Origin of the sequence: Nocardia jinanensis (genome assembly GCF_014645735.1) — a bacterium.
Classification (GTDB): Bacteria; Actinomycetota; Actinomycetes; order Mycobacteriales; family Mycobacteriaceae; genus Nocardia; species Nocardia jinanensis.
The window spans coordinates 296,226-313,467 of sequence record NZ_BMMH01000005.1 but is presented as its reverse complement, the minus strand read 5'-3'; the positions used below and the strand labels follow the sequence as shown (position 1 = coordinate 313,467).

The window sequence follows — 17,242 nt, the reverse complement described above, 5'->3', positions numbered from 1 at the left end:
TAGCGAGTCATCGTATCCGGCGATAGATTCGACGGCGAGGTAGCTCCGGTCACCGGCGAATGGCATCGGCCGCGCCTTACCTATGCGAAACCCCCGGCTCGCCGTAATGGGCCGGGGGTTTGCGTGATTCGGGATCAGAGCGTGATCGCCGGTGTGTGCGCGGTGCCTTCCAGCAGCGCGGCGCCCATCTCCTCGGCGAGGTCGGTGTGGCTGCCGAGCAGTTGGTCGAGTGCCGCGGTACGAGTGACGTAGCGGTGCACGTCGTGTTCGCGGGTGAGGCCCATGGCGCCGAATACTTGTACGACGTGTCGCATGACCTCGGCCTGCGCGCGACCCGCCCGCAACTTGGACAGCAGCGCGGCGGAATTGCTTCCGTCGGTCCAGGCGAGCTGCAGTGTCGCTCGCGCGCCCTCGATGGCAACGTAGGATTCCGCGAGCCGGTGCCGGACCGCTTGGAAGCTTGCCAGCGGGCGGCCGTACTGGACCCTGGCGCTCGTATGGGCCGTGGCCAGTTCGAGCGCCGCGGTGCAGGCGCCGAGGATTTCGGCGCAGAGTGCACGCCGAGCGGCGGCGACAGCCCGCCCGCCGGCGTCGCCCACCGGTACTTCGCCCGTAGCGGGCAGGTTGCCGGCCCGGAACCATCGGGCGGCGTCGTCGAATCCGCGTACGGGTTCCAGGGTGATCGAGTCGGTAGGGAGCAACCGGACGGTTCCCGCGCCATCGATGGCCACGAGTTCACCGATCTCGTCCGACGGTCCGAGCGTCAGGGCGATACGGGGGGAGCAGTAGAGCACCGCACGTTTCGCTGCGGGATCGGGTAGTGCCGGCGCCAGCGCCTCGAGCACTACTGTGTCCAGTAGCCGTGATGCCGCGAGCGCCCGCCCGTGTTCGCTGAACAGCAGGTCGATCGCCACGGCGGGATCGGTCGAAACAACGTCGTCCCAGCCCAGTTCGTGGAGCGCGGCCTCGGGATCCTGCTGTCCCGCCTGGTCGGCGAATACCTCGCGCAGGGTGCCGGACAACAGTTCGATCGCTGCCGGATCGAGACCGGAAGTGGCCATGGTCATCGAGCGGCCTCCTTGGGCAGGCCGAGCACATGGTCGGCGAGGATGGTTCGCTGGATCTCGGCGGAGCCGCCGAGGATCGTGGCCGAGCGGCTGTACCACCACTCGCCGCGCCATTCGTCGGCCGCGCCGGTGGGTGCGAAGAGGAAGTCCGGGCCGAGCAGATCCCGGCTCAGGTCGTACAGCGCGATTTCCGCCGTGGCCAGCAGCACCTTGTCGACGCTGGCCTCGGGGCCGACTGTTTCGCCGGCGGCGAGTTTGCGCACGGTAGCGGCGCTACGGGCGCGCAGAGCGACGAGTTGGGCGTGGCAGTCGCCGATCCGCGCCAGGGCATCGCCGGGTAGCCGCCGGCCTTCTTCGACTTCGCTGCCGATCTGCGCGCACAGCTCACGCAGTCGGCGCGACGCCTCCGCAGCGGACAGCCACGCGTACATCGCGCGTTCGTACTGCAGTAGATACATGGCGACCGCCCACCCCTGGCCTTCTTCCCCGATCAGCCGGGAGGCGGGCACGACGACGTTGTCGAAGAAGATCTCCGCGAGTTCGTTGGCGCCGCTGGCCAAGGAGATCGGCCGCCGCGATACACCGGGCGTATCGGCATCGACCATGATCATCGACAGCCCGCGATGCCGCGATTCCGGGCTACCGGTGCGCACCAGGCACACCAGCCTGGTTGCCGTGGCGCCGTGACTGGTCCAGATCTTCTGTCCGTCGAGGATATAGTTGTCGCCGTCGCGGCGGGCTCGGCAGCGCAGTGACGCGAGATCGCTGCCCGCCTCCGGTTCGGAGAAGCCCTGACCCCACCATTCGCCGCCGCGCAGATAGTTCGGGAGGTATTCCGCAGCCAGCGCGGGTGCGAATCGGATGGTCGGCGGGCCGAGGGTCTCGAGCAACAGATGTGGGGTGGGAACAGGCAATCCCGCAGCGGCGAGCTCGTCGTAGAGCACGGCGCGATGGCGTTCGTCCCCGCCCAGGCCGCCGGCCTCGACCGGCCAGCCGTATCGGTTCCAACCGCCGTGATACAGCTCGCCCATCAGGAGGGCGTGGTGGGCGATCCGCTCTTCGGTGGTCGAGTAGTGCCGGGACCTCCAGTCGCCCAGTTCGTCGCCCGACAGGTATTCGCGCAGCGCCGTCCGATAGGCGGTGAGGTCGGTGGCGAAACCGCCGGTCACGGCTGCCCCGCCGCGGCACGCTTACGCGACCGCTCCAGGAATGAACGCACGAGTTGCTGGTGCTCGGGACTGTCGAACGAGGCGAATTCCTCGGCCAGCGCGTACTCCAGCACGCCTGCGACCGCCCGTTTCATATGCATATTGAGCGCCCGCTTGGTGCTCTGCAGCGCCTGTGGCGGCTGCGCTGCCAGCTTGTCCGCGACCCGCAGCGCTTCCTCGAGCAGGTCGCCGTCGGCGACGACTCGGTTGGCCAGCCCCAGCTCGACCGCTTTCGGCGCCGGGATCCGTTCACTGGTGAGCAGATACTCCTTGGCCTGTAGCATGCCCATCAGCAGTGGCCAGGTCGGCGCACCACCGTCGGCGGCGGTGAGTCCGACGCCGACGTGCGGGTCCGCTACGAACGCACTCTCGGCCATCAGGACGATATCGCTGCATACGGCGAGATTACAGCCCAAGCCGACGGCCGCGCCGTTGACCGCGGCGACCACCGGCAGTGGGAAATCGATCATCGCGTGCAGAAGTTGTCCCGCCGCATCGATCTCCTTGCGCCGCGCCGCGCGGTCGTCCCACAACTCCACGAAATGCTCGAAATCGCCACCGGCGCTGAACGCGCGACCTGCTCCGGTCAGGACCACCGCCCGGGCCTCGGGGTCCTTGGCCAGGTACGGCCAGACCGCGATAAGTGCATCGTGCAGGGCCTCGTTGGTGGCGTTGAGCGCTTCCGGGCGGTTGAGGGTGACGAGCCTGACCGCACCCTTGGATTCGATCAGCAGCTCCGGTTCGAACGGATTGTGCATGGCTCTCCCTCTGATGTATCCCTTGTCGGAATTCATCACAGCGCTATTTGACGAATATGTCAAGTAGGGTTCAACCGGGGTGATCTGTCAGTTCGTCAGGGTAGCCATGACGGAGTCGGTGATGGCGCCGACGACGTCGGCGCGCGATACCGGAAGGCGGCTCGTGTGGACCAGGAACCAGGCCCGCTCGAGCATTGATTGCACAGCCAGTCCGAGCGCCTCGGGCGCGTCGGTCGGCCGGTTCTGCCGGTTGCGCAGCGCCGTGCCGAGTAGCCAGATCACCCGCATCTGCATTCGAGCGCTCGCCGCGCGCACCTCCTCGTCGTCAGGGCCCGAATGTGCGGACATGGCGAAGGCGCCGTGGCGGTCCATGAAATCGAAATAGGCCCCCACCCAGCGTTCGATATCCGCGCGGGCGGCGGCACTGGGTACCGTGTCCCATTCCGCGACCAAGTCCAGTAGTTCGCGGTAAGTCGTCTCACCCAGGACGTCGAAGATCTCCCGCTTATCGCGAAAGTACGTGTAGAAGCCGGCCCGTGAGATACCGCAGGCATCGGTGATGTTGTTGATGCGGGTACCGGCGTAGCCGCGTTCGAGGAACAGTTGCTTGGATGCCTCGAGGATGGCGTTGCGGGTACGGATCGCGCGCGCGCCGAGTTTGTCCTCGGCGATCGGCGCCTCGTGGGAGCTATCGCGGGTGTCGAGTGCTGTGGCGTCGGAGTCCTCCATGGTGTGACCAGTCTAGAAGATCTGGTTTCACGTGGGTGGGATACATGTCATGACCAGGAGCTGTACAGTTCCGTCAACTCTGTACGGATCGCTGGATCGTAGTGCCTTGGATTTCTCTCAACAATTAGATATATTATTCATCGTAATATTCTGATTGTGCGGAGAGGGTGAGATCGGCGTGACTGCTCTCGCGTGCTCGGGGACTGGGGCGCGGATTGCAGGCGATCATGGTTCGGGGGTGCGTCTGCGCGCGGCCGAACTCGGGCCGGAGGGGAGGTCGACGCTGCGCGTGGTACGCGAGTTCCCCGAGGCGGAGCCGGCCGGCGCCGGAGTCGAGCCGAGGCCGGGTATGAACGCTCCGGCCGATCGCGAATTGTCCCGCAAGACGATTCTTCGAGCGAAGGAGGAACCCGGGTGTACGGCGCACGCACAGCCGAGCAGCAGGAGTTGGCTGCTACGGTCCGGAAACTATTGCAGGACAGAGGGTCCGAGGCTGATCTACGCCGAGCGATGGAGAGTTCCGAGGGGTACGACCACGAGCTGGCGCGTGTCATGGCCCAGCAGATCGGCCTGCACGGACTGGTGATTCCGGAAGAGTACGGCGGTCTCGGCGCCGGGTTCGTCGATCTGTGCGCGGTACTCGAGGAGATGGGACGCGCGCTGCTGTGTGGGCCGTTCTTCAGCAGCGTGGTGCTGTTCGCCGGTGCGCTGCTGGCCGCACGCAACGACGATGCCTGCCGGGAATGGCTGCCCGGTATCGCCACCGGGGAAACAGTCGGCACGCTGGCGATCACCGAGGATCGCGAGGGCTGGGACGAAGACTCGATCCAGCTGGCCGCGCGGCACGACGGTGCCGGGTATCGGCTGGCCGGGCGCAAACGTCATGTGCTCGACGGTGCGATAGCCGATGTGCTCGTGGTCGCGGGCCGATTGCCGGAGGGTGTCGGCCTATTCGTGGTGGACGGTGGTGCCGATATAGAACGGACGCCGGAGGATGTCCTGGACCCGACCCGGCGGCAGGCCACAGTACAGTTCCGGGATACTCCGGCCCAGTTGCTGGCGGGGCCCGGCGACGGCTGGCCGGTGCTGCGGCGGGTGCTCGACCGGGCCGCGGTGGCGCTGGCCGCCGAACAGGTCGGCGGCGCCGAGCGCGTCCTGGAAATGGCGGTCGGCTACGCGTCGACGCGGCAGCAGTTCGGGCGCCCGATCGGATCGTTCCAAGCCATCAAGCACAAATGCGCGGATATGCTCGTCGCGGTCGAATCCGCGCGGTCGGCGGCCCGTTTCGCGGCCGACGCCGTCGACGCCGACGATCCCGAACAGGACATGCTGGCGGCGCTGGCCAAGAGCGTGTGCTCCACCGCGTACAGCGCATGCGCGACGGAGAACATCCAGATCCACGGTGGGATCGGCTTCACCTGGGAACACCCGGCGCAGTTGTTCTACAAACGCGCCAAGAGCAGTGAGGTCCAGTTCGGCTCGCCGGCCCATCACCGGTCGGTACTCGCCCGGCGAGTCCCAGCGCTGTCCGGTGCCGGACAGATCATCAGTTGATCCGTAACAGTCAGGGCTTCGGCGTGCCGAACCCTGGGAAGGAGGGCGAGTCGCCATGCCCCAGAAACAGGTTCCGCTCGCCGAAGGCCTTTTCACGTGGCCGTCGGAGAATCCGGCGCTGATCGCCGGGAAATGCGTCGAGTGCGGTTTCGTGGAATTCCCGAAGAAGCAGCGGTGCCTCCGCTGTTTCTCGGGGACGACGGAAGCCTACGAACTACCACGCCGAGGGACGTTGTGGACCTTCACCACTCAGCGTTTCCGCCCACCGGCACCCCCGTACGCCGGCGGTGACACCGCGGAGACCTTCGAACCGTTCACGGTCGGGTATGTCGAATTGGACGGCGGACTGATGGTCGAGGCCCGGCTCACCGAACCGGACCCGGACAAGCTCTCGATCGGCCAGGAGATGGAACTGGTCGTCGTTCCCTTCGGCGCTGCCGGGGACGACTCCCAGACGATGATCTACGCGTTCCGGCCGGTCGGCTGAGAACCATTCCCGAGGAGTATGCAATGGACGTCGCGATCGTAGGCATCGGCCTGCACCCGTTCGGTCGTTACGAAGGAAAGTCGGCTCTGGAGATGGGCGCCGACGCGGTACGCGCCGCGTTGGCGGACGCCGCTGTGGAGTGGAAGGACATCGGGACCGCCTTCGCCGGCAGCATGGAGATAACCAATCCCGAAGCCGTGGTCGGCCTGCTCGGATTGACCGGGATGCCGGCCCGCGCAGTGCTCAACGGGTGTGCCACCGGCGCGACGTCACTCGCGATGGCGGCGAATGCCGTAGCCAGCGGTGAGCACGATCTGGCGATCGCCATCGGCTTGGACAAGCACCCGCGCGGTGCCTTCGCCGCGGATCCGTCGGTCGCCGGTCTGCCGGGCTGGTACGGGGAGGCGGGCCTGTTCCTGACCACCCATTTCTTCGGAATGAAGATCAACCGTTATATGCACGATCACGGCATCAGTGACCGGACACTGGCCCGGGCCGCGGCGAAGGCGTTCCGCAACGGGGCGGCCAATCCCAACGCGTGGCGGCGCAAGCCCATCCCCGAGGACCAGATCCTCGGATCTCAGATCCTCAATTATCCGCTGACGCAGTACATGTACTGCGCGCCGGACGAGGGTGCCGCCGCGGCCATCGTGTGCCGTGCCGATCAAGCGCGCAAGTACACCGATACGCCGGTCTACATCCGCGCGTCGGCGCTGCGCAGCCGTCGGCTGGGCGCGTTCGAACTGCTCACCCCCTCGCTGCCGGTGGACTCGGTGCCGAGCCCGACGGTGGATGCCTCCCAGGCGGCGTACGAGCAGGCCGGTCTCGGCCCCGAGGATGTCGATATCGCGCAGTTGCAGGACACCGACGCCGGTTCGGAGATCATCCATATGGCCGAGAACGGGTTCTGCGAGGACGGGGAGCAGGAGAAGTTGCTCGCCGAGGGAGCGACCGAGATCGGTGGGCGTATCCCGGTGAACACCGACGGTGGCCTGCTCGCCAACGGCGAGCCCGTCGGCGCGTCGGGGCTGCGGCAGATCTACGAACTGGTCACCCAGTTGCGTGGCCGGGCCGGTGACCGTCAGGTCCCGGGCGATCCGCGGGTGGGCTACGCCCAGCTGTACGGGTCCCCGGGCACCGCGGGGGTCACCATTCTCTCGCGGTAGGCAGCGGAGGAACCCCGCCCCGTTTCCTTGCTTCCGGGGGGTGTGGTCCGTACCGCCGGCAGCAGTACATCCGAGAACCGATGAGGAGTGAGTGTGACAGGATCAGGCGTGCAGGAGACGGCCGATCCGGCGCAGTTCCGCAGCGAATTACGTGCCTGGCTGGAGTCGGCGCCCCGGCCCGAGGGGCTGCGGGACTACGGCCCCACCCCGACCGTCGAGGATGTGCCCGCCGGGCGTGCCTGGCAGCGTCTGCTCGCCGACGCGGGGTATTCGTGCCTGCATTGGCCGGTCGAATACGGCGGCCGGGACGCGTCCATCATGGAGCAGGCCGTGTTCGCGGAGGAGACCGCCCGAGCCGGCGTGCCGAAACAACTCGGCATCGTCGGCACGAATCTGGCCGCCCCGGTGATCATGCGGTACGGCACCGACGCACAGCGCGCACGGTACCTCGAGCCCATCCGGCTCGGTGACCACCTCTGGTGCCAGCTGTTCTCCGAGCCGGAGGCCGGTTCGGATCTGGCTTCGTTGCGTTCCCGGGCGGTCGCCCAGGACGACGGCTGGGTGATCGACGGACAGAAAATCTGGACCAGTGCGGCAGCCGCCGCGGACTACGGTCTGCTGATCGCGCGGACCGGGCCGGAGCGGCACAAGGGGCTGACCGCGTTCATCGTGCCGATGGACCTGCCCGGGATCGAGGTGCGGCCCATCCGGCAGATGGACGACGAGAGCAAGTTCAACGAGGTGTTCTTCGCCGGTGTGCGGCTGCCGGACGAATACCGGCTCGGTGCGGTCGGGCAGGGCTGGGCGGTTGCCACGGCGACACTGGGCACCGAACGTCTCTCCCTCGGGGCGCAGTCGGTGTCGATGTTCTCCGATCTGGAGGCGATGATCGCCGCCGCGGCGCAACGGGATCGGATCACCCCGTTGCTGGGCGACGAGTTCGTCTCCCTGTGGACCCGGATCTGGCTGTTGCGTGCGACCTGGCTGCGCGCCGTCTATGACGATTCCTCGCTGGATTCGCCGACCTTCTCGGTGCTGAAGGTGATGAGTTCGGAAACCCACCGCGATCTCGGCGATCTCGCCGTCGATGTGCTGGGGCTCGACGTGACAGCCGACTTCCGTGACAACGCACTGGCGCGCAAGATGCTGGTGGCGCGCGCTCAGACAATCCTTGGTGGCACCAGCGAAATTCAGCGCAACATTCTCGCGGAGCGTGTGCTCGGGCTGCCCCGTGAACCGGTCCGGAAAGACGGATGACGCTGTGACACCAACGAGGACGGCGACGCTCGCCACGCTTGTCGGAGCCGGTGACACCGTCGCCGTCGGAGACGGATTCGGCGCGCCACGGGCGCTGTCGCGTGAGTTGACGGCGGTGGCGGCCGAACTCGGCGATCTGCGGCTGGTATTGGGTTGGGTCCCGGAAGCGGACCCGGAACTGGACGCGGCGGAATTCGCGGATGCCCGGACCTTTATGCCGGGCTGGGGGTTACGTACGCCGGTCGCCGCCGGCCGGGTGCGGTCGGTCCCGGTCCGCCTGTCTGCCACTCCCGCGCTGCTGCACGGACCCCTCCGTCCCGATGTGCTGGTGGCCTCGGTCGTGCAGACCCCCGAGGGATTCCGATTCGGCAATGAGATCTCCTGGCAGCACAGCGCGGTCGCAGCCGGTGCGCGGATCGCGGCCCTGGTGTCGCGGGGCGCGCCGTCCTGCGCGACCGGGCCGGTACTGCCGCCGGACCGGGTGTATGTGGTCGGCGAGACCGACGACCCGCCGTTGGATATGCCCGAACAGCCCGCTACCGCGGAGATCGAGCGGATGGTCGAGCGTCTGCTGGCGTACATCCCGGCCGGCGCCCGCCTGCAGGTCGGGCCGGGTGCGCTCGGCGCCACCGTGTTGCGCGAGCTGACCGTGCCCGTACGGCTCGATTCGGGCCTGCTGCCCGATTCCGTCGTGGATCTCGACGCCCGCGGCCTGCTGCTCGACACCCCGATCACCACCTATCTGGCGGGCGGTCCGCGGCTGCGGGCCTGGGCCGAGGGACGCGAGCTCCTGCATCCGGTCGAGGTCACCCACGACCTCGGGCGGTTGAGTGCCTCGCCGCTGTTCGCGGTCAATACCGCGGTGGAGTTGGATATCGACGGACAGGTGAACGTCGAGGGCACCGAGAAGGCGATCGTCGGAGGGATCGGCGGACACCCCGATTACGCGGCCGCCGCCGCCCGTTCCGTGGGTGGGCTCAGCATCATCGCGGTGACCACCACGCATCGTGGGCGATCGACGTTGGTGCCGCGGCTGTCGCGGCCCGTGAGCACACCGGCCCATGATGTCGACGTAGTCGTCACCGAGCACGGTGTCGCCGATCTGCGAGGGCTCGATCGCGCCGAACGCACCGAGGCGTTACTGGCGGCCTGGGGCCCGGCCGGAGTACGGGAGGTCTGATTTCCGGCGGCCGGCAGCCGGAGCGCAAGCGGAGAAGAGAACGAAAGCCCGGTGTGGAAGTGAATCCACACCGGGCTTCTCAGCGCGATATCGGGAAGTTTCCAGAAAAGTCACGTCGGTCACCGCACACCTCGTACTCGTCGACCGCTTCGGCAGTGGTTCATCCGAATAGATCATTTAGATCACTATTTATACTATGATTTGTCGACGTGACATCCGTTCAGCGCCTCTCCGGTGGGGCGGTCAACGGTTGTCCGAGCCGGAAGGATTGCCTGGGGCCTGTGCTCGTCGCGGCTCGATTGCGGCGCGGTGATCCGACCGATGACCGGTGTCTCCCGCATCATCTCCGGAACGTCGCCTGATGGAGGCCTACTCGTGCGTCCGACCTACTACCCCGTACAGGTGCGCAGCGTGCTGGGCGCCGGCGTGCACACCGCCGACTCGGGAACGGCGGTGCCGTTGTATCGCGACTTGCTCGAACTATCCCCGGGAAGGGAGTTCTCGGCAGGGCTTCGGGAGGCTCGTGCGCTCGGATTCGACGGTCGGCCGATCGCCGACGCCTCCTTCCTCTACGACCACCGGGGTCCGTGCTCGGCGCCGGCACTGGAAATACTGCAGTGGCGTACCCCTGCGGAACGTGCGGAGTTCTCTGTTGAGCCGCATCGAGTCGGATGCGCGGCGGTCGGCTACCTGGTGCCCGATATCGGCGTGGTGTACGAGCGCGCGATCGGGGCCGGTTGGCAGGCGGCGGTGCTGCCCAGATGGCATCTGGCCGGCGAGTCCCGGCGGGTACTCCGGCTGACCGGTCCGGACGGTGTTTCGGTGGAGGTGGCCGCTGCCGACGGATCGGTGGGCGGGACGAGATTCTCGCATATTCGGATCAACTGCTCGGACCTGGAAGCGTCGATCGAGTGGTATGCGCGACTGGGTTTTCGTGCCAAGGGCACCCCGCGGCGACTGGATATCGATGCCGCCGCGCTAGGTTTCCCCGCTGCGGCGCTGCTGTGCTCGTCGTTGGCGCTGCCGGACGATCCCTCGGTGACGCTGGAGTTGTGCTGGTGGGAACATCCGGCTCCGGTGGAGGCCGACCCGGTGGCGGGCGAAAGCCGGGGGTTGTGCCGCATCGCGTTGGGTGTCGACGATCCGGTGCGAGCGCCCGCGAGGCTCGATCCCGTCTGGCCGGATATTCCCGGGGCCACGTTCGTGCAGATGCCGGCAACGCGACTCGGCAGTGCCGACGTGCTGTTTCTGCGCGATCCCGACGGAATCGGGGTGGAGTTGGTCGGTCTCCCCAGTGGTGGGCCCCGCGCCCGCACCGGCGGCAAGGCCGTTCGAGATTCGCGGAATTTCTGCCGGATCCGGCGATGAACAAAGACCGGGTGCGGGACCGATCGGCTCCGCACCCGGTCGGTGAAAGTAGCTACTCGCCGCGCCAGACCGGGCTGCGCTTCTCGGCGAACGCCTGGGCGCCCTCCCGCGCGTCGGCGGACGTGAAGACGGGGCTCATGATCTCCGACTGCCGGGCGAAGGCGATATCGCTGGTCCAGTCGGAGGACCGGGTGATGATCTCCTTGGTGGCGGTGACGGCCAGCGGCGCGTTTGCGGTGATCTTCTCGGCCAGTTCGACGGCGGCGTTCAGTGCTTCGCCGGGTTCGGTGAGCCGGTTGATCAGGCCGAATCGATGGGCGTCGGAGGCGGTGAAGAAATCGCCGGTCAGCGCGTACTCCAGGGCGAGCTGCTGGGGGATCCGCCGCGGTAGGCGCAGCAGGCCGCCCGCACCGGCGACCAGGCCGCGTTTGACCTCGGGCAGGCCGAATTTCGCATTCTCGGCGGCGACCACGAGATCGCAGGCCAGCATCAGTTCGCAGCCACCGGCCAGGGCGTAACCTTCCACGGCGGCGATCATGGGCTTGCGCGGCGGCGCCTCGGCCATCCCGGCGAGTCCCCGGCCGGGCAGTGTCGGATCTTCGCCTCGCAGAAAGGCCTTCAGATCCATACCGGCGGAGAACGTGCCACCCGCGCCGGTGAGGATGCCGATGGACAGATCCTTGCGTGCGTCGAGTTCGTCGAGGGCGTCGGCAATACCTTTGGCCACTGCCGCGTCGATGGCGTTACGTGCGTCCGGTCGATTGATCGTGATGATCTGGATGCGGTGGCGCTGTTCGACCAGCACTGGCTCGGACATCGGAGGTACCTCTCTCGCAGGGTTCTGGGTTACCGATCGCAACGAACGAGCGGTGTCGGCAAATATTAATATTATCCAACTATCTTGTCGCCGGTCGGGCGGGTGCGCGGCCGCCGTTGCACAGGGACGAGGAGCTCGAGCGACCGGAGAGACGTCTCGGTGTCTTGCGGGATGCGGCCGTGCATGATCGTGAGCCGATCAACGACGAGAATTTCGCGAAGTTCTTCGGATATCAGCTCCGGCGCGGCACCGAATGTGGCGACCGGACGAGCTGCGTCATGTTTACTGCTGCTGGTCGGCCAGCCATGCCGCGATCTGTGTCCGCGAGGTGAAACCGAGTTTGGTGAGGATGCGCTCGACATGTGTTTCGGCGGTGCGCTGCGCGATCACGAGCGCGTGGGCGATTTCCCGGTTGGACATTCCCCGGCCGACCAGTTGGGCGACCTCACGTTCGCGGCGGGTGAGCGACGTCGCGGTAGAGGCGGCCGACCGGTCCTGTGCGGGGACTTCGCCCGGCGATCGTCCCAAGGCCGTTTCCGCCCCCTGGGCGAGGCCCAGCCGAGCGCCCTCCGCCATGAGCGAGGTGAAGCCTTCGGCACCGAGTTCCGCCTGCAGCCGATTCCCGCACTCGGTGTGGCGGCCCGCCAGCAGGGACACACTCTCCACGGATACACCTATGGAACGCCACCGAGTGGACGCGATTCCCATCAGGACAGCACTTTCGCGCGGATCCACGGTGGCGCGCACCCAGGACAGCGCTTCTATACCGAGGGTGACGCCGTAGGTGTTCTCCGTGCCCAACTGGGGCTGCAGATTGCGACGCAGGACGGCGGTGGCTGCGGTGACGTCGCCTTGCGTGCACAGGGCGAGACCGGCGAACCAGTAGCTGTAGGACATGTACCAGGTGTCGTCCACCTCCTGGGCGCAGCGCCGGCATTCCGCATGCCACCGTAGGGACTGGTCCATCTCGCCCAGGCAGAAGTGGGCTATCTGGATCAACGTCATATCGGCGAGAACATCGTAGACGTTCCCGGATCGCCGGGCGACCTCGAGCGCTTCGTGACCGTCCGTGAGCGCCCGCTCGTAGTCACCCGTGAATATCCAGTACAGCGAAGACAGACTGTCGAAGGCGGTAACCGTTTCGGCTGAGCCGCCGTCGGCCTGGAGACCGTCATCGATCCACGCCCGGGCGCGTGTGGTGTCGCCGGCGATCAGCGCCGTCCACGCCGCGGTCCGCATGGCGAATATTCGGGTCTTCGCAGAACCGGGGCCGGACTGCAGGAACTGCTCGATCCAGTAGGTGCCCTCGCTCAGGGCGCCGAGATTGATCCAGTGGTCACGCAGGCCGCCCGCGATCCGCAGCCCGATTTCGGCGTCGGGCTCGGCCGCGCAGAGGCTCAGCGCGGTTTGCAGGTTCGCGTGGTCGCGGCGCATGCGCGCGATCCATGCGCGCTGGTCCGCGCCGCTCCACTCGCGGTCCGAGCGGTCGACGAGACCGGCGAAGAAATCGCGGTGGCGGAGGCGTACGGCGCGTTCTCCGCCCTCGTCGCGGAGCACTTGTGTGCCGTACTGCCGGATCACCTCCAGCATGCGGTAGCGCATCCGGCCATCGATCTCCTCGCCGATGACGATCGATTTCTCGACGAGCGACAGCAAGGTTTCCAAGACGTGGGGGTCGTCGGGGTCGCCGCAGACCGCTTCGACGGCGTCGAGTTCGAACCCGCCGGAGAAGACCGCGGCCCGAGCCCACAATCTGCGTTCGGCGGGGGAGCACAGCCGGTAACTCCACTCGAGGCAGTTCCGCAGGGTTCTCTGCCGGTCGGGACCGGCGCGGCTGCCGGTGTTCATCAGGTGGAATTGATCGGTGAGCAGGGTGGCCAGCTGCGCGGGGGTCAGCCCGCGCAGCCGTACGGCGGCCAGTTCTAGAGCGAGTGGTATTCCGTCCAGACGGCGACAGATCTCCGCGATGTCCTGCCGGTTGTGGTCGGTGATCCGGAAGCCGGGCACCGCGGCGCGGGCACGTTCGACGAAAAGCGTGACCGACTCGTATTCGGTCATCTGCCCGGTATCCGCGGGAGGCACCGTCAGGGGTGCTATCGGCAATACGGTTTCGCCTGCGATGGCGAGTGGTTCCCTGCTCGTCGCCAGGATGTGGACCGCGGGTCCGGTACGCAGCAGGGTGTCGGCCAGCTGCGCGCAGGCGTCGACCAGATGTTCACAGTTGTCCAGGATGATCAGGGCATTGCGGGTCCGGAGCTGGTCGACCAGATAATCGGCCGAAGAGTCCGAGGCGTTGGTACGGAATCCGAATGCCGCGGCGACCGTGTCGGGCAGCAGCGTCGGATCGGTGATGGCAGCGAGGTCGACGAAAACGACCCCATCGGCGAATGCCCGATGCAGGTCCGCACCGGCTCGCTGGGCGAGCCGCGTTTTACCGACGCCGCCGAAACCACTCAGCGTGGTCAGCCTGGATTCGGACAGCAGTAGTTTGATCCGAGTACGTTCACTGCGACGGCCGACGAAACTGGTCAGGTCTGCTGGTAGTTCACCGGACGGTCCCAGTGATCTCGCAGGAGCGCCCATGCCGTCAGTTTATACACCTGTTCCCCGCCCTCATCCGGCTTTCCGAGCCAAGTTGGGTACAAGGGGGCCAGGGCCATCACGCGACGCGGTCGCCGACCTCGAACGGTGCGAACAGCGTGCTCATCGCGTTGCCGGTCAAGAGGTCGCCGAGCGCGGCGAAATTCCACGGCAGAGCGCCGTCGGCGCCGGTCTGCGCCAGCTCGACCAGTGGTTCGTGCTCGTCGTCGGGCAGCAGCGTGTCGAACAAGCGGGGGAAGTTGTAGTCGTAGGTGCTGATAGCCAGGTGTTCGACATGCTGCTCACCGTAGGTGCAGGCCAGTTCGCGCGCGTAGTCGATAGCTGTGTGCAGGCAGAGTTGCTCCGCCGGCGTGTGGGGCGCGGGGCGCTCGCCGTGCGAGAGCGAGTCGGCGAGGGTGTCGAAGGTGCGAGCGAGGTGATAGAGGAATACGGGGCGGGTCCCACGCAATATGCTCGCGCGGACCTCTGCGGCGAGGTACTGGCAGGAAATCAGGAGCATACCCGCGGTACGCGGGGTCAGGTCGGGTGGCGCACACCGTTCGCACTCGCCGTCCAGGCAGATCTCGCAGTTCGCGCAGTCGGTGGCGCAGCCCTGGCACTGGGGACATGAATACGGCGTACCGAGGCAGGCGGTCGTGGGAAACCGGGACAGACCGGACACATCCGTCCTCCCGAGTCGGAGTGCCCTCGTGCGCTCGATCTGTCCGGTCATGGTGAGCTCCTTTGCTTCGATACCCGTGCCGATACTGTGACGCACGACACTGGAGGATGGCGTCGGGAGAGATACGTACGTACCTACGCAAAACCTGGAGTCGGCGGTGAGGAGCTTTCGGCTTCCGTCATCTGATCGGTTGCCGCCGTGACATCGGCTACAGCCGGGCTTCGAGCGCGGGGTTCCGGTCCTGATCGGTGATACAAGTGATATCAGGTAACCGAATCCAGGACCGAGGGGGAGCCCATGTCGCCGAGCGAGAGGCCGACCGTCGTACGTGTGCCGAAGGCGGGGGAGCTGGTCGCCGCGCAGTTGCGGAGGCAGATCATCACCGGGGAGCTGAGCGAAGGCGACCCGCTGATGCCGGAGACCGAGCTGATGGAACGGTTCGGCGTCTCCCGGCCCACGCTGCGCGAGGGTTTTCGAATCCTCGAATCGGAGCAGATGATCCAGGTTCGGCGTGGTGCGCGCGGTGGCGCGCGCGTGCTGCTGCCGGACGTCGGCACGGCGGCACGGTATGCCGGCACCCTGTTGCAGTACCGCCGGACGACCCTGGCGGACGTGCACGAGGCCCGTGTTCTCCTGGAATCCTCGGTGCTCGCTGTGGTCGCTCGTAAACGGACCGCGGCGCAGCTGCGCGCTCTCGAGGAAAAGTACGCCGAAGGCGAGGCTCTGCTCGACGACGCTCCCGGCTTCGGGCAGTACGAGATCGAATTCCATCGGTTGCTGGTGCAGTCGGCCGGCAATCAGACGATGAGTGTCCTGTTGAGTATCGTCTCCGCGATCATCGCCCGGCATATAGAGAAGTTCGCCCGGGAACATCGCGGCGACGCGGCGGCGGAGTCCACCACCGTCGCAGCGCATCGCGCGCACGGCAAGCTGATCCGGCTCATCCGGGAGAGAGACGTCGACAACGCGGTGACCTTCTGGCGCCGTTATCTGTCCCGGGTCAAGGAGTTCATGATCGAGAACCCGGACGAGTCGGTGCTCGACGTGCTGTCGTGAAGCAGCGGGTTCGCGTGTCCACCTCTCCCGCCCTATGGCATAATTAGTTAGATTATTATGTCTGCAAAGGAGATGTGGATCCATGAAGAGTGTTGCCCTGGTGACCGGTGGCGCGGGTGGTCTCGGAGAGGCCGCGGTACGCCGGATCGTGGCAGACGGCGGTGCGGTGGTGATCGCGGACCTTTCCGATGACCGCGCCGGGAAACTGGCCGACGAACTCGGGGCCGACGCCCGCTATGTGCGTACCGACGTGACCGATGAGGCGAGCGTCCAGGCGGCCATCGATGCGGCCCGTGAGCTGGGCACCTTCCGGCACGCTGTCGTCGCTCACGGCGGCTACGGAAAGCCGGAGAAGGTTGTCGGTCGCGGCGGTGCTCCGGCGTCGCTCGAGCCGTTCACCAAGACCATCGACCTCTACCTCACCGGAAGCTACAACGTGCTCCGGCTCGCATCCGCCGCCATCGCGCAGAACGAGCCCGACGGTGACGGGCAGCGTGGCGCGGTGGTGCTGACGGCCAGCATCGCGGCCTATGAAGGCCAAATCGGACAGATCGCGTATTCGGCCGCGAAGGCGGGTGTGGTGGGGATGACCCTGGTTGCGGCCCGTGACCTGGGGCCCCTCGGGATCCGGGTGTGCACGGTCGCGCCGGGCACCATGCGCACGCCGATCATGGAGTCGGTCGGCGAGGATGCGCTGAAAGCGTTCGCGGCCAATATTCCGAACCCGCAGCGGCTGGGCAAGCCGGAGGAGTACGCGGCACTTGTGCAGCACATCCTCACGAACCCCTACCTCAACGGCGAGACGATCCGTCTCGACGGTGCGCAGCGCTTCACCCCGCGGTAGGCGGCCCGTTCAGCGTCGGCGGACTCGCCCCGTCGTCCACCGGCAATGATGTGGACGACGCGGGCGGGTTGCCGTTGCGCTGACTCTGCTCAGCTGACCAGTGCCGGCAGGCGTTTGCTGATGATCTCCGTGGCGTCGTCGATGATCGAGGTGACCACGTCGGCGCAGTCGGCGACCTCGTGAATCAGGCCCTGCGCCATGCTCGCCCACCACAGTCCGCCTTCCAGGTCGCCCGCGCCGAGGACTTCGGCGCGACCACGGGCGCCGGAGGCGAGCGCGGCGATATCGGCGAAGGTGGCGCCCGGCCGCTTCGAGATCTCGGCGATCTGCTCGGAGATGCTGTTGCGGGCCACGCGCGCGGAGTTGTGGAACTCGCGGAAGACGAGCAGTGTGTCGCGCTCGGTATTGGCGACGATCTGCTGTTTGACGTTGTCGTGGATGGGCGCCTCGGTGGTCGCCATGAAACGGGTGCCCATATTGATGCCGTCC

General features: G+C 66.9%; 16 protein-coding genes. 8 read left to right on the top strand and 8 right to left on the bottom strand.

Going from position 1 to position 17,242, the window contains the following annotated elements; all coding sequences use genetic code 11:
- Positions 1 to 134: 134 nt before the first annotated feature.
- The 4 genes from IEY68_RS14780 to IEY68_RS14765 all read right to left on the bottom strand — a co-directional run bounded on the left by IEY68_RS14780 (position 135) and on the right by IEY68_RS14765 (position 3,762).
- Positions 135 to 1,067: an acyl-CoA dehydrogenase family protein gene (locus IEY68_RS14780; RefSeq protein WP_229718789.1), complete on the bottom strand. Its 933-nt coding sequence runs from the start codon at positions 1,065 to 1,067 to the stop codon at positions 135 to 137.
- Positions 1,064 to 2,236 carry an acyl-CoA dehydrogenase family protein gene (locus tag IEY68_RS14775; protein WP_062997525.1) on the bottom strand — a complete coding sequence of 391 codons (1,173 nt, stop codon included), beginning with the start codon at positions 2,234 to 2,236 and terminating at the stop codon, positions 1,064 to 1,066. The genes IEY68_RS14780 and IEY68_RS14775 overlap by 4 nt, the downstream gene beginning before the upstream one ends.
- On the bottom strand, positions 2,233 to 3,033 hold the full coding sequence (locus IEY68_RS14770) for an enoyl-CoA hydratase/isomerase family protein (RefSeq protein ID WP_062997527.1): 801 nt from the start codon (positions 3,031 to 3,033) through the stop codon (positions 2,233 to 2,235). Before IEY68_RS14770 ends, IEY68_RS14775 begins: the two co-directional genes overlap by 4 nt.
- A gap of 87 nt (positions 3,034 to 3,120) precedes the next feature.
- Positions 3,121 to 3,762: a TetR/AcrR family transcriptional regulator gene (locus tag IEY68_RS14765; protein WP_189094285.1), complete on the bottom strand. Its 642-nt coding sequence runs from the start codon at positions 3,760 to 3,762 to the stop codon at positions 3,121 to 3,123.
- Between the two features lie 414 nt (positions 3,763 to 4,176).
- Between IEY68_RS14765 and IEY68_RS14760 the strand changes: the two genes are divergently transcribed.
- From IEY68_RS14760 to IEY68_RS14735, 6 genes are all read left to right on the top strand, one after another.
- A complete protein-coding gene (locus IEY68_RS14760; RefSeq protein ID WP_062997529.1) occupies positions 4,177 to 5,316 on the top strand; it encodes an acyl-CoA dehydrogenase family protein in 1,140 nt (379 codons plus the stop codon).
- A 55-nt stretch (positions 5,317 to 5,371) separates the two neighbouring features.
- Positions 5,372 to 5,803 carry a Zn-ribbon domain-containing OB-fold protein gene (locus tag IEY68_RS14755; protein ID WP_062997531.1) on the top strand — a complete coding sequence of 144 codons (432 nt, stop codon included), beginning with the start codon at positions 5,372 to 5,374 and terminating at the stop codon, positions 5,801 to 5,803.
- A gap of 23 nt (positions 5,804 to 5,826) precedes the next feature.
- On the top strand, positions 5,827 to 6,969 hold the full coding sequence (locus tag IEY68_RS14750) for a thiolase family protein (RefSeq protein ID WP_062997533.1): 1,143 nt from the start codon (positions 5,827 to 5,829) through the stop codon (positions 6,967 to 6,969).
- A 93-nt stretch (positions 6,970 to 7,062) separates the two neighbouring features.
- A complete protein-coding gene (locus tag IEY68_RS14745; RefSeq protein WP_229718788.1) occupies positions 7,063 to 8,226 on the top strand; it encodes an acyl-CoA dehydrogenase family protein in 1,164 nt (387 codons plus the stop codon).
- A gap of 4 nt (positions 8,227 to 8,230) precedes the next feature.
- On the top strand, positions 8,231 to 9,406 hold the full coding sequence (locus IEY68_RS14740; protein ID WP_062997537.1) for an acetyl-CoA hydrolase/transferase C-terminal domain-containing protein: 1,176 nt from the start codon (positions 8,231 to 8,233) through the stop codon (positions 9,404 to 9,406).
- Positions 9,407 to 9,781: 375 nt separating this feature from the next.
- Positions 9,782 to 10,774 (top strand): VOC family protein, encoded by a 993-nt coding sequence (locus tag IEY68_RS14735; protein WP_189094284.1) that lies wholly within the window; start codon positions 9,782 to 9,784, stop codon positions 10,772 to 10,774.
- A gap of 52 nt (positions 10,775 to 10,826) precedes the next feature.
- On the opposite strand, the gene IEY68_RS14730 is transcribed toward IEY68_RS14735, so the two are convergent.
- From IEY68_RS14730 to IEY68_RS14720, 3 genes are all read right to left on the bottom strand, one after another.
- On the bottom strand, positions 10,827 to 11,591 hold the full coding sequence (locus IEY68_RS14730; protein WP_062997541.1) for a crotonase/enoyl-CoA hydratase family protein: 765 nt from the start codon (positions 11,589 to 11,591) through the stop codon (positions 10,827 to 10,829).
- Positions 11,592 to 11,873: 282 nt separating this feature from the next.
- Positions 11,874 to 14,174 carry an ATP-binding protein gene (locus IEY68_RS14725; protein ID WP_062997543.1) on the bottom strand — a complete coding sequence of 767 codons (2,301 nt, stop codon included), beginning with the start codon at positions 14,172 to 14,174 and terminating at the stop codon, positions 11,874 to 11,876.
- Between the two features lie 76 nt (positions 14,175 to 14,250).
- A complete protein-coding gene (locus IEY68_RS14720; protein WP_062997545.1) occupies positions 14,251 to 14,904 on the bottom strand; it encodes a hypothetical protein in 654 nt (217 codons plus the stop codon).
- 279 nt (positions 14,905 to 15,183) lie between these two features.
- Between IEY68_RS14720 and IEY68_RS14715 the strand changes: the two genes are divergently transcribed.
- Together IEY68_RS14715 and IEY68_RS14710 are read left to right on the top strand one after the other, a co-directional pair.
- Positions 15,184 to 15,909, top strand: a complete 726-nt coding sequence (locus tag IEY68_RS14715) for a FadR/GntR family transcriptional regulator (RefSeq protein WP_229718787.1) — start codon at positions 15,184 to 15,186, stop codon at positions 15,907 to 15,909.
- An 82-nt stretch (positions 15,910 to 15,991) separates the two neighbouring features.
- Positions 15,992 to 16,753: an SDR family NAD(P)-dependent oxidoreductase gene (locus IEY68_RS14710; RefSeq protein WP_062997549.1), complete on the top strand. Its 762-nt coding sequence runs from the start codon at positions 15,992 to 15,994 to the stop codon at positions 16,751 to 16,753.
- Positions 16,754 to 16,842: 89 nt separating this feature from the next.
- Here IEY68_RS14710 and IEY68_RS36210 read toward each other — a convergent pair.
- On the bottom strand, positions 16,843 to 17,242 hold a 400-nt coding region (locus IEY68_RS36210), incomplete at its 5' end, for an NAD(P)H-dependent flavin oxidoreductase (RefSeq protein ID WP_229718786.1).